Origin of the sequence: Brucella gallinifaecis, assembly GCF_006476605.1 — a bacterium.
GTDB lineage: Bacteria > Pseudomonadota > Alphaproteobacteria > Rhizobiales > Rhizobiaceae > Brucella > Brucella gallinifaecis.
On the sequence record NZ_ML636801.1, the window covers coordinates 344,964 to 357,921 of the forward strand.

Consider the following 12,958-nt stretch of genomic DNA (forward strand, 5'->3'; position numbering starts at 1 on the left):
CATGCGCCCATCAGGGTGCACAAAGGTCGCTCTAACGATTTAATTATGCAGCGGTGAGGGAAATATGGGCAAAGGCGTAATCATACTGGCTGCCGGGGGGACTGGTGGTCACCTGTTTCCAGCCGAAGCGCTGGCGCATGAATTGAAGTCGCGTGATTGGGATGTGCATCTGGCAACGGATGCGCGTGCACAGCGCTTTGCCGGGGCTTTTGCGCAAGACCATGTGCATGTGATCCGTTCTGCGACCATTGCCGGGCGCAATCCGATTGCATTGGCGCGTACGCTGTGGTCGTTGTGGCAGGGCAATCTCGACAGCCGTAAACTGTTTCGCAGGCTGAAGCCGAAGCTTGTTGCTGGCTTTGGCGGTTATCCAACATTGCCGCCGCTTTATGCTGCCAGCAATATGGGTATTCCGACGATGGTGCACGAGCAGAATGCGGTCATGGGGCGTGCCAATAAGGGATTGGCTTCACGTGTTAAAGCTATTGCCGGTGGCTTTCTGCCGGAAACGGGCGGCACTTTTGCTGACAAGATTGTTGCGACCGGCAACCCGGTTCGCCCGCCAGTGCTTGCCGCCGCCAATACAGCTTACAAGCCAGCCAAAGAAGGTCAGCGTTTCCGGCTTCTGGTCTTTGGTGGCAGTCAGGGTGCACAGTTTTTTTCAAATGCAATCCCTGAAGCGATTGCGCTTTTGCCCGAAAGTGAACGTGCAAGACTGTTGATTACCCAGCAAGCGCGCAAAGAAGATGAAGCGGCTGTTCGTGCAGCCTATCAGAAGCTTCGCATTCTGGCAGATGTTGCGCCGTTCTTTAACGATATGCCAGCACGCATTGCCGATGCACATTTTGTTATTTCGCGTTCGGGGGCTTCGACCGTTTCGGAAATTGCAGCCATTGGCCGCCCGGCAATGCTGGTGCCTTTTCCCCATGCGCTGGATCATGATCAGGCGGCAAATGCAGAAGCTCTTGCGAGCGCTGGTGGTTGCGAAGTTGTGCGACAGGCAGAGCTTACCCCTCAGCGGCTGGCCGAGATCATCAGTGCCGCAATCAGGGAACCGGAACGGCTCGAACAGCAAGCGAAAGCTGCAAAAAGCGTTGGTAAGCCTGATGCTGCACGGTTGCTTGCCGATCTGGCAGAGGCTATTGCAGCGGGTAAATCAGTTCAGGAATTCAAAGAAGGAAATCGGCCATGAAAATGCCGCTCAATATCGGGCTTGTCCATTTTATCGGGATTGGTGGCATTGGCATGAGCGGCATAGCGGAAGTGCTGCACAATCTTGGTTATAAGGTTCAAGGGTCGGATCAGTCTGACAGCGCCAATGTGCAGCGTCTGCGTGAGAAAGGCATTGAGGTCTTTGTTGGTCACAAGGCTGAAAACCTTGGCGATGCCGAAGTGATTGTTGTCTCGACTGCCATCAGGAAAACCAACCCGGAACTGGTGGCAGCGCGTGAAAAGCTTTTGCCGATTGTGCGCCGTGCTGAAATGCTGGCGGAGCTTATGCGCTTTCGTCATGCAGTTGCCATTGGCGGCACCCATGGCAAGACCACGACGACATCAATGGTTGCGGCATTGCTTGATGCCGGGCATCTTGATCCGACTGTGATCAATGGTGGTATTATCAATGCCTATGGCACCAATGCCCGTATGGGTGAGGGTGACTGGATGGTCGTTGAAGCGGATGAAAGCGATGGCACATTTCTGAAACTGCCAGCCGATATTGCGGTTGTAACCAATATCGACCCGGAGCATCTCGATCATTATGGCAATTTTGACAATGTGCGTGCGGCTTTTGCGCAATTTGTCGAAAATGTTCCGTTTTATGGTCTTGGTGTGATGTGTCTTGATCACCCGGAAGTGCAGGCTCTGGTCAGCCGTATCGAAGATCGTCGTATTGTGACCTATGGTCAGAATCCGCAGGCGGATGTGCGTTTTGTAAACCATCGCATGGAAGGCGCTGTCAGTGTTTTTGATGTGCTGATTCGTTCGCGCAAAGGTGAAACAACCGAAATCAAGGATCTGCGCCTGCCGATGCCGGGCTTGCACAATGTGTCCAATGCAACGGCCGCTATTGCTGTTGCGCATGAACTGGGCATTTCAGCGGATGGTATCCGCCGTGGACTTGGTGCATTCGGGGGCGTGAAGCGCCGCTTTACGCATACGGGTTCGTGGAATGGTGTAGAGATTTTCGATGATTATGGACATCATCCTGTTGAAATTCGCGCAGTGCTGCAAGCTGCGCGTGAAGCAACCAGGGGGCGAGTCATCGGTATTGTTCAGCCGCATCGCTATACACGTTTGCACAGCCTGTTTGATGAGTTTTCAGCATGTTTTAATGATGCTGATACGGTCATTGTTGCGCCTGTTTATACGGCGGGCGAAGACCCGATTGAAGGGGTGAATTCGGAAGCGCTTGTCTCGCGTATCAAGACAGCAGGTCATCGTGATGCTCGCTATGCCAGTGGGCCGGAAGTTTTGGCGCCATTGGTTGCATCCATTGCAAAGCCGGGTGATTTTGTGGTCTGTCTGGGGGCGGGTACTATTACCCAATGGGCTTATGCACTTCCGAAAGAACTGGCTGAACAGGGTAAAAAGTGATGGAAAGCGGCGAAGCGCTTCTCAAGAAGCTCGACGGCAGATTGTCGGGTCTGCGTGGCAAAATGATGCCGGATGCGGGTATGGACAAGATTACATGGTTTCGCGCCGGTGGTCCCGCACAGGTTCTGTTCCAGCCCGCTGACGAAGAAGATCTGTCCGCTTTTCTGAAAGCTGTGCCAGAAGAGATTCCTCTTATGGTTGTGGGAATTGGTTCCAATCTTCTGGTTCGTGATGGCGGGATTCCGGGTTTCGTGGTGCGATTGTCGGCCAAAGGTTTCGGCAATGTGGAACGGGTTTCTGGGACGCAGCTGAGGGCAGGGACGGCATCGCCAGACAAGCGTGTGGCGGCAGCAGCCCTTGAGGCTGGTCTTGCGGGTTTTCACTTTTATCATGGGATACCGGGAGGCATTGGTGGCGCCTTGCGCATGAATGCGGGTGCAAACGGGGTTGAAACACGCGAGCGCGTTGTGGAAGTGCGGGCGCTCGATCGTAAGGGCGAACTGCACATACTTTCCAATGCCGATATGGGCTATGCCTATCGTCATTCCTCAGTTTCGCCCGATCTGATTTTCACATCGGTGCTTTTTGAAGGGGTGCCGGGAGACCGGGAAGAAATTCAAAAAGCAATGGATGAAGTACAGAAACATCGTGAAACGGTGCAGCCTGTACGTGAAAAAACCGGTGGTTCAACTTTCAAAAACCCGGAGGGCACCTCTGCCTGGAAAGAAATCGACAAGGCAGGTTGTCGTGGTTTGCGTGTCGGTGGGGCGCAGATGTCCGAGATGCATTGCAATTTCATGATCAATACCGGGGAAGCAACCGGATATGATCTTGAAATGCTGGGTGAAACAGTTCGCGCTAAAGTTTATGAGAATTCAGGCATTCGCCTTCATTGGGAGATTAAGCGGCTTGGCTTGTTCCGTGAAGGGCAGGAAGTGAAAGAATTCATATAAAAAGTCTAATTTTAAGAAGCCCGGATTTCCCACTGAAATTCCGGGCTTTTTTGCGCTTATTGAGCGCTCGGTAAGTTGTTCCCCTTTTGATAGGGGCTTGCCATGGAATCAACTCTCTGATTCTTTAGGGTTAACCGTACAGTGATTTGATTCGTCAGGGTTTTCCTGACTTGGGTGCTTGCTGCGTAGTGTGGCCGGGCTACCCTGATTCTGTTTTTTGATTCGAGCACAGGGGATGTGCAGAGGGGATGACTGACATGGCTGGACAAGGTGCCGGAAAGCATGTTGCTGTTTTGATGGGTGGTTTCTCATCGGAACGTCCTGTCAGCCTCTCGTCTGGAGCTGCCTGTGCAAAGGCTCTCGAAGAGTGCGGCTATCGCGTTACAAGCGTTGATGTTGATCGCAATGTTGCGAGTGTTCTGGCTGAATTAAAGCCTGATGTGGCGTTTAATGCGCTGCATGGGCCGTTTGGCGAAGATGGCGCCATTCAGGGTGTGCTCGAATATCTCCAGATTCCATATACGCATTCCGGTGTGCTGGCCTCGGCGCTTGCCATGGATAAGGATCGCGCCAAAAAAGTTGCGGCTGCGGCCGGTGTTGCTGTTGCGCCTTCGCTTTTGTTAAACCGTTTTGAGATTGGCGCCGAGCATCCGATGGAGCCGCCTTATGTGGTGAAGCCAGTGCGTGAGGGGTCCAGCTTCGGTGTTGTGATCGTTAAGGAAGATCAGGCGCATCCGCCGCAAATAATCAGCTCGGCTGAGTGGAATTATGGGGCGGAAGTTCTGGTTGAAAAATATATTGCCGGTCGTGAACTGACCTGTGCTGTGGTGGGTGATCGCGCAATGGATGTGTGCGAGATCATTCCGGTAGGGCATCAGTTCTATGATTTTGATTCAAAATATGTGCCAGGTGCATCAACTCATGTGTGTCCGGCAAAAATTTTACCAAATATTTACCAAAAAATACAAACAATGGCCCTTACGGCGCATCGGGCAATCGGGTGTCGGGGCGTAAGCAGATCAGACTTCCGTTTCGATGATCGTTTTTCTGAAGAAGGCGAAGTTATCTGGCTGGAAGTGAATACCCAGCCGGGAATGACTCCTACATCGCTTGTGCCTGATATCGCGAAGGCCGCAGGTATCTCTTTTGGTGAATTGTTGAGTTGGATGGTGGAGGACGCGTCTTGTTTGCGTTAAACGGCAGATCTCATGAATACAGGCGCTCGGGCGCGATGCGTGATGCATCGGGTGCAGCCTTTGTTCTGCCGCGCTTTCTGCGCAAGCCGTTCCGCTTTGCTGTCCGTTTGTTTCAGGGCAATATCAATATTCCGCGCTATGCCGGCACAATTGGCATGCTTGGATTTCTTGGTGCAACTGGCATCTATGGCATGGTTCTTGGTGGTCATTCCGAGAATATGGTCAAGGCAACGGCTTCCACGCTTGGTTTTGCAATCGAGGAGGTAAAGGTTGTCGGTAATAACGAGACCTCCGATATTGATATTCTGGGCCAGCTTGAGCTGGATGGTGAAACGTCTCTGGTTGGTCTGAGCGCCGAGGCTGCGCGTCAGGCTATTGCTCGATTGCCATGGGTTGAAAGCGCGGAAGTGCGCAAGGTTTATCCTGGCACGCTGCTGGTGTCTCTTGAGGAGCGCAAGGCTTTTGCCATCTGGCAGAATGGTCAGGAACTGTCGTTGATCGATTCTGCCGGTGACGTCATTGTTCCGTTTCGCCGGGGACGTCATAATTCCCTGCCGCTTGTTGTGGGCGAAGGTGCCGAAAAGCGCGTTAAGGGTTTTGTGGACGAGGTTGCGGCTTATCCGGCATTGGCCGGAAAGGTTCGCGCCTATATTCGGGTCGCTGATCGTCGTTGGGATATTTTACTTGAAAACGGCGTCCGTATCATGCTGCCGGAAAATGAGCCGATGAAGGCTCTCGCCGAAGTCGAAAAGATGGATAGAGAAAAACATCTTCTTTCGCGTGACATTGTATCCGTCGATATGCGGCTTGATGATCGCGTTACAGTGCAATTGACGGCAAGCGGTATGGAGCAGCGCCAAAAATTTCTGGCCGATCGTAAAAAAGAGTTAGCCCGCACGGGGAAACGCGTATGAGTATTCTGGGCGGAAAAAGTTCATCCCAAACTGGAAGTGCAGGGCGCAAGGTGCGCCTTCTAACGGTTCTGGACGTTGGTTCGAGCAAGGTTTCCTGCGTCATTGCGCGTTTGCGTCCGCATGAAGCCGGTGTGCTGTTGCCGGGTCGCACGCATCGTATGGAAGTGCTTGGTATTGGCCATCAGCGTTCGCGCGGCGTGAAGTCCGGCGTTATTATTGATCTTGATGCGGCTGAACAATCTATCCGTCTTGCCGTTGATGCTGCCGAACGTATGGCTGGTCTGACGGTCGATAGCCTTATCGTCAATATTTCTGCGGGCCGTCTCAAGAGCGAAACTTTCAGCGCGAGTGTCAATCTCGGTGGTCATGAGGTTGAGCAGGCGGATATTCGCCGTGTTCTGGCCGCTGGCGCCAAGCAGGCATTGGCAGCAGAACGTCATCTGGTGCATTCGTTGCCGGTTGGTTATACACTTGATGGTGAGCGTGGTATTCGCGATCCGCTCGGTATGCTGGGCGACAGCCTTGGCGTTGATATGCATGTATTGACGGCGGATGCTGCGCCTTTGCGCAATCTGGAACTTTGCATCAATCGTTGCCATCTGTCGGTCGAAGCAATCGTTGCGACGCCTTATGCAAGCGGCCTTGCAGCTTTAGTGGGTGATGAAGCTGAAATGGGTGCCGCCTGCATCGATATGGGCGGTGGCACGACCACGATTTCCGTCTTTTCTGAAGGCAAGTTCATTCACGCTGATGCTGTTGCTATTGGCGGCATGCACGTTACCATGGATGTGGCGCGCGGCTTTTCAACACGTATGGAAGATGCTGAGCGTCTCAAGGTTATGTATGGTTCGGCATTGCCAAGTGCGGCTGATGACCGTGATCTTATCTCTGTTCCGCCCATTGGCGATGACGAGCGGGATGTACCAAATCAATATCCGCGTTCTGTTTTGACGCGAATCATCCGTGCACGAGTGGAAGAAACGCTGGAACTGGTTCGCGACAGGCTGAATCAGTCGGGCCTCGGACATATCGTTGGCAAGCGCGTGGTTCTGACAGGTGGTGCAAGCCAGCTGCCGGGCATGCCTGAAGCTGCCAGACGGATACTTGCAAGGAATGTGCGTATCGGGCGCCCGCTGGGTGTAGCGGGACTGCCCGAGGCGGCTAAGGGTGCGGCTTTCTCCGCGACTGTTGGACTTCTGATCTACCCACAGGTGGCAGGTATTGAAGAGCGGTCGGTGAAAGCGGCTTCCTCCGGTCTTATGACTGGTACGGGCGGGCGAATTCAACGTGTCGGCCAATGGCTGAGAGAGAGTTTTTGAGTACACATTGAGTGATTTGATTGCGTGGTGTGGGCGTAAGCATCAGCGTAACAACCAATTAGCACCGCGGCGGCGAAGCGGTGAGAGGCTTAAGAGGAACGAGAACCATGACCATTAATCTACAAAAGCCGGACATTACCGAGCTGAAGCCTCGTATCACCGTATTCGGTGTCGGTGGCGGTGGCGGCAACGCGGTCAACAACATGATCAATGCCGGTTTGCGCGGTGTGGATTTTGTCGTTGCAAATACGGATGCCCAGGCTTTGACGATGTCGAAGTCCGAGCGCATGATTCAGCTTGGTGCTGCTGTTACCGAAGGCCTTGGCGCCGGATCGCAGCCGGAAGTTGGTCGTGCGGCCGCTGAAGAGTGCATCGATGAAATCGTCGATCACCTCAATGGCACGCATATGTGCTTTGTTACTGCCGGTATGGGTGGCGGCACCGGTACGGGTGCGGCTCCTGTTGTGGCACGCGCTGCGCGCGAACGCGGTATCCTCACCGTTGGCGTCGTAACAAAGCCTTTCCATTTTGAAGGCGCTCGCCGCATGAAGACGGCTGAGCTTGGCATTGAAGAACTGCAGAAGAATGTCGATACGCTTATCGTCATTCCAAACCAGAACCTGTTCCGCATTGCCAATGACAAGACAACCTTTGCCGATGCTTTCGCTATGGCTGATCAGGTGCTCTATTCGGGTGTTGCCTGCATCACCGATCTTATGGTCAAGGAAGGTCTTATCAACCTCGACTTTGCTGACGTTCGCTCGGTTATGCGTGAAATGGGCAAGGCAATGATGGGCACTGGCGAAGCTTCGGGCGAAGGTCGTGCAATGGCTGCTGCTGAAGCTGCAATTGCCAATCCATTGCTCGACGAAACTTCAATGCGCGGTGCACGCGGCCTGTTGATCTCGATCACGGGTGGTCGCGACATGACGCTGTTTGAAGTTGACGAAGCGGCAACCCGTATTCGCGAAGAAGTCGATCAGGATGCCAATATCATCCTCGGCGCTACATTTGATGAAGGACTTGAAGGCGTTATTCGCGTCTCTGTTGTTGCCACCGGCATCGACAAGCAGATCGGAGATGCGGCGCCTGCGCCGCTGGAATTTCGCCAGCCGGTAAAGCCTGCTGCACAGACCAAGCCAATGGCTCCGCATGGCGCTCTGCGTCCTCCGGTTGCCGAACAGCCACGTCAGGTTGAACAGCCTGCTCCGGCTGCACAGTCGATGGAAAGTGACGTTTCTGCTGCCACTTCAGCGCCTGCAGCTTCTGCTGCGCCTGAATTTCGTCCGCAGAGCCGCATTTTCCAGGCACCAGCCGCAGAAAGCTTTGAACGTGCACCTGTTGCCCGTCCAGCCGCTCCTCAGCCGCAGATGATGCATAATCAGGCAGTTGCTCAGGCGATACAGCCGCAGGCTTATCAGCAGCCACAGCAGATGCATGCAGAACCGGCTCGTGAGCCTCGTCCTGCGCCGCGTATGCCAGCTGTTTCTGATTTCCCGCCTGTTGCACAGGCTGAAATCAATGCACGCCGTGCAGCACCTCAGCAGCCTGTTCAGGAAGAACGCGGACCAATGGGCCTGCTTTCCCGCCTGACACGTGGTTTGACCCGTCGTGAAGAAGAGCAGCCTGCTGCACGTCTTGAACCGGCTCAGCATCGTGAACCTGCAATGCGCCAGCCTGAACAGCGCCGCCCGATGCAGCAGGATGCTTCGATCTATGCTCCACGTCGTGGTCAGCTTGACGATCAGGGTCGTCCTCAGCCACGTGCGGCTTCGGAAGAAGATCAGCTCGAAATCCCGGCGTTCCTGCGCCGTCAGTCGAACTGATCAGCGCTGGTTATTTGAATTGAAAAGCCGCAGGGAGCTCCCTGCGGCTTTTTTATTGGGTATTTCGTGATGCTTTGTAAGAAAGCGTGATTTTGATTGGCTGAAGGCACTTATTATTTATAGCTAAATGTTTGCATGTCGATGTCTGTGTTACGCAAATTTTGATTGCTGAGATGCATGAAGCAGGGCGCAGTATCGAGCTTTTATATGAAATAGATTGGATCCGTTTTGAGCGTTTATCAAAAGACAATTGGTCGTGTGGTGACTTTATCCGGTGTTGGTGTCCATGGCGGCACGCACGCAGCGGTGACATTCATGCCGGCTGATGCCAATACGGGAATCATCTTCCAGCGTTCCGACATTGAGGATGCGCCTTCAATCCGCGCCCATGCATCAGAGATTGGCGCAACCGATCTTTGCACGGCTCTTGGGCCGAAAGAAGCCAGAATCAATACTGTTGAACATCTGATGGCTGCCATTGTTGCACTTGGTATCGACAATCTGATTATCGAAGTCGAAGGACCGGAAGTGCCAATTCTGGATGGGACTTCTGCGCGTTTTATCGATGCATTCGACGAGGCTGGCATTGTTATTCAGACCGCCAAACGCCGTTTCATTCGTATTTTGAAAACCGTTCGTGTCGAAGCAGGTGGGTCATGGGGTGAGTTTCAGCCCTATTCAGGCACGCGCTATGAGGTTGAGATTGATTTTGAAACCCCATTGATCGGGCGACAGAAATACGCGAATGACATCAATGAAGAGGTGTTTCGCACGGGCATATCGACAGCACGCACTTTTGGCTTCATGAAAGATGTGGAACGCTTGTGGGCAGCAGGCCTTGCTCTGGGTTCATCGCTTGATAATTCACTGGTGATTGGTGATGATAATTCAGTGATTAATCCGGGTGGTCTGCGTTTTACGGATGAGTTTGTACGCCATAAGACACTGGATGCTGTGGGCGATCTCGCGCTTGCCGGTCTTCCATTTATCGGTTGCTTTCGCTCCTATCGGGGTGGTCACAGGTTAAATGCTGAAACGGTAAAGGCTTTGCTTGCTGATAAGTCGAATTACGATATTGTTGAGGCAAGTGGTGTGCGACGAAATGCAGATAACTCTGACTTTGTTGCAATTCGACCGAATATTTCGGCGCCCTGGGCGCTTTAAAGATATGAGAGCGGGTTTTGGGGTTTATGGCCATAATTGGGCCGTGATCGACGGGTTTTGTTCAAGGTGAGTCGCAATATTCACGTAAATTGATAGGCTGAGCTATTTAACGGGTTTGCTATGGCAATTGGTTTGCATTGATAAAGCCTTGGGTCGTTCCAATAATACCATTTTGTGATGATTGAGCAGCTAGACGATTGCCGATTACGCCAGCATGTGGTTTATGAACGACCAAAACAGCTTCGGCTATGTTAACTATGTGCTGATGCTGATGTATTGGGATGGATGGAGATAAGCACAGCTAGGGCTGTTTGCTTGGTTCCTTACAGAAAAGACGTTGCCAGATGGCCGGAGACCGTATGACGAGTTCGAATTTCCCGGTGAAGACGAAAACCGCGCTGATTGCCAGCGCTCTTGCCGTTTTTGTTCCACTTGCGGGATGTGCCAGCAAAAATGACGATATCGATCTGACCAAATATGTTGAGACGATTGATCCGGCGGATAAGCTTTACAATGAAGGCCTTGCCAATCTTGATGCAGGCCGTCTGGGTGAAGCTGCAAAGAAATTTGCCGCTGTTGATCGTCAGCATCCATATACTGAATGGGCGCGTAAGTCGCTCGTCATGGCTGCATTTACCAATTATCGTCAGGGTAATTACCAAGAAGCGATCAATATGGCTAAGCGTTATAATACGCTTTATCCAACATCGCCGGAATCGGCCTATGCCTATTACATCATTGGTCTGAGCTATTTCCGTCAGATTCCTGATGTGACGCGCGATCAGGCGGCCAGCCGCCGCGCCATTGCTGCGATGCAGGAAGTGGTCGATCGCTTCCCGGATTCTGAATATGTTGATGACGCCAAGACGAAAATTCGTGTTGCACGCGACCAGCTCGCCGGCAAGGAAATGCAGATTGGCCGTTATTATCTTGAGCGCAAGGAATATCTGGCTGCGATCAAGCGCTTCCGTCTGGTGGTTGAGGATTATTCCAACACCCGTCAGGTTGAAGAAGCACTGGCACGTCTGGTCGAAGCCTATTATGCGCTTGGCCTGACATCTGAAGCGCAGATGGCCGCATCTGTACTTGGCAAGAACTTCCCGGACAGCCGCTGGTATAAGGATAGTTACAAGCTGTTGCAGAGCGGTGGTCTTGAGCCCCGCGAAAATGGTGGTTCGTGGCTGGCCAAGGCTTCGGCAATGATCACGGGTGGCGGCGCGTAAGCCGATACCCGCATGCTGTCGCACCTCTCAATTCGCGATATTGTTCTGATTGAAAGGCTCGACATCGAGTTCAAAGCCGGCTTGTCTGTGCTTACAGGCGAGACCGGAGCAGGTAAATCGATCCTGCTTGATTCGCTCTCACTCGCACTTGGTGCGCGTGGTGATGCTTCTCTGGTTCGCCATGGTGCGGATCAGGGGCAGGTGACAGCCGTGTTCGATGTACCGGCTGGGCATCCGGCACGAAAATTCTTAAGTGAGAATGGTTTTGAGGATGATGGCGACATCATCCTGCGGCGTCTGCAGATGGGAGACGGGCGCACCCGCGTTTTCATCAATGATCAGGCGGCAAGCGTTGCATTGCTGCGTGAGCTGGGCAAGCGTCTTGTTGAAATTCACGGACAGCATGATGATCGGGCGCTGATCGATACTGATCTTCACCGAACATTGCTGGATGCTTTTGGTGGTCTGGATGCCGAGGCAACAATTGTTCGGGAGCATTATAAAGCTTGGCGGGATGCTGAAAATGCATTGTCGAAGCATCGTGCGCGTGTTGAACAGGCGGAGCGTGAGGGCGATTATCTGCGTTCATCGGTTGAAGAACTGACCAAGCTCGATCCGCAGCCGGGCGAAGAAGAAGATCTTGCTGAACGCCGTGCGATCATGATGAAATCGGAAAAGATTGCCGGTGATGTGAATGAGGCGGGCGAGCTGCTTTCTGGCAATGGTTCGCCGGTTCCAACCCTTGCAAGTCTTGTTCGTCGGTTAGAGCGCAAAATTCCTGAAGCGCCACATTTACTTGAGCCTGTTTGCAAGGCGATTGATGAAGCCCTCAATAGTCTGGCCCTGGCACAGGATGGCATTGATCATGCCATGCGTGAGATTGATTTTGATCCACGTGTTCTTGAGCAGGTTGAGGAACGCCTGTTTGCACTGCGGGCGGCTGCACGTAAATATTCGGTTTCTGTTGAAGGCTTGCCTCAACTTCGTGACAAGATGGATGCTGATCTTGCTGATCTGGATGCAGGCGCAGAAAAGCTGATCCAGCTTGAGGAACAGGCAGCCAAAACACGTGCATCTTATGATGCCGCGGCCAAGGTTCTGTCTGAACGCCGCATGGAAACGGCAGAGCATTTGAAAGCCGCTGTTATGGCCGAACTTCCGGCTTTGAAACTGGAACGCGCGGAGTTTATCGTGGAAATGACCACCGACAGCAATGCGCGTGCTGCTGAAGGCATTGATACGGTTGAATATTGGGTTCGTACCAATCCGGGCACCCGTGCGGGTCCGATGATGAAGGTTGCGTCCGGTGGTGAGCTTTCGCGCTTCCTGCTTGCGTTGAAAGTGGCACTCGCTGATCGAGGCTCCGCGCCGACGCTTGTGTTTGATGAGATCGATACGGGTGTGGGTGGAGCGGTTGCTGATGCAATTGGTCAGCGTCTTGCGCGGCTTTCTTCACGTGTGCAGGTACTCTCGGTTACGCATGCGCCGCAAGTGGCAGCACGTGCCTCAACGCATTTCCTGATCGCGAAATCCGCAACCAATGAAGATCGCATGTCTACATCGATCCGTTCGATCGGTGTCGATGAGCGGCAGGAAGAGATCGCACGCATGCTGGCTGGTGCCAGCATCACCGATGAAGCGCGTAAAGCGGCTGAGCGGTTGCTTGCCGAGAATAGTGCGCTTGTCTTCTGACAGGATCATGTCGGGTGAGTGTATGCGCGGCTCGTTTTCTTGGTTATGTTGGGCAAAATTGAATCAGCAGGTTTTG

General features: G+C 53.1%; 10 protein-coding genes. All 10 read left to right on the forward strand.

Annotation, left to right across the window (positions count from 1 at the left end; all coding sequences use genetic code 11):
* Positions 1 to 64 precede the first annotated feature (64 nt).
* Positions 65 to 1,192, forward strand: a complete 1,128-nt coding sequence (gene murG / locus FHY56_RS03810; protein ID WP_140903840.1) for an undecaprenyldiphospho-muramoylpentapeptide beta-N-acetylglucosaminyltransferase — start codon at positions 65 to 67, stop codon at positions 1,190 to 1,192.
* A complete protein-coding gene (gene murC, locus FHY56_RS03815; RefSeq protein ID WP_140903841.1) occupies positions 1,189 to 2,595 on the forward strand; it encodes a UDP-N-acetylmuramate--L-alanine ligase in 1,407 nt (468 codons plus the stop codon). Before murG ends, murC begins: the two co-directional genes overlap by 4 nt.
* Entirely contained in the window at positions 2,595 to 3,548 is a 954-nt protein-coding gene (murB, locus tag FHY56_RS03820) for a UDP-N-acetylmuramate dehydrogenase (protein WP_140903842.1), read from the forward strand. Before murC ends, murB begins: the two co-directional genes overlap by 1 nt.
* A gap of 257 nt (positions 3,549 to 3,805) precedes the next feature.
* On the forward strand, positions 3,806 to 4,744 hold the full coding sequence (locus tag FHY56_RS03825) for a D-alanine--D-alanine ligase (protein ID WP_140903843.1): 939 nt from the start codon (positions 3,806 to 3,808) through the stop codon (positions 4,742 to 4,744).
* On the forward strand, positions 4,732 to 5,658 hold the full coding sequence (locus tag FHY56_RS03830; RefSeq protein ID WP_140903844.1) for a cell division protein FtsQ/DivIB: 927 nt from the start codon (positions 4,732 to 4,734) through the stop codon (positions 5,656 to 5,658). Before FHY56_RS03825 ends, FHY56_RS03830 begins: the two co-directional genes overlap by 13 nt.
* Positions 5,655 to 6,977, forward strand: a complete 1,323-nt coding sequence (gene ftsA, locus FHY56_RS03835; protein ID WP_140903845.1) for a cell division protein FtsA — start codon at positions 5,655 to 5,657, stop codon at positions 6,975 to 6,977. Before FHY56_RS03830 ends, ftsA begins: the two co-directional genes overlap by 4 nt.
* Before the next feature lie 107 nt (positions 6,978 to 7,084).
* Positions 7,085 to 8,803: a cell division protein FtsZ gene (gene ftsZ / locus FHY56_RS03840; protein WP_140903846.1), complete on the forward strand. Its 1,719-nt coding sequence runs from the start codon at positions 7,085 to 7,087 to the stop codon at positions 8,801 to 8,803.
* 228 nt (positions 8,804 to 9,031) lie between these two features.
* Positions 9,032 to 9,967: a UDP-3-O-acyl-N-acetylglucosamine deacetylase gene (lpxC, locus tag FHY56_RS03845; protein ID WP_140903847.1), complete on the forward strand. Its 936-nt coding sequence runs from the start codon at positions 9,032 to 9,034 to the stop codon at positions 9,965 to 9,967.
* Between the two features lie 359 nt (positions 9,968 to 10,326).
* Complete coding sequence (locus tag FHY56_RS03850) at positions 10,327 to 11,190, forward strand: outer membrane protein assembly factor BamD (RefSeq protein WP_140903848.1); 864 nt, start codon at positions 10,327 to 10,329, stop codon at positions 11,188 to 11,190.
* Positions 11,191 to 11,202: 12 nt separating this feature from the next.
* A complete protein-coding gene (gene recN / locus FHY56_RS03855) occupies positions 11,203 to 12,882 on the forward strand; it encodes a DNA repair protein RecN (RefSeq protein ID WP_140903849.1) in 1,680 nt (559 codons plus the stop codon).
* Positions 12,883 to 12,958: the final 76 nt, after the last annotated feature.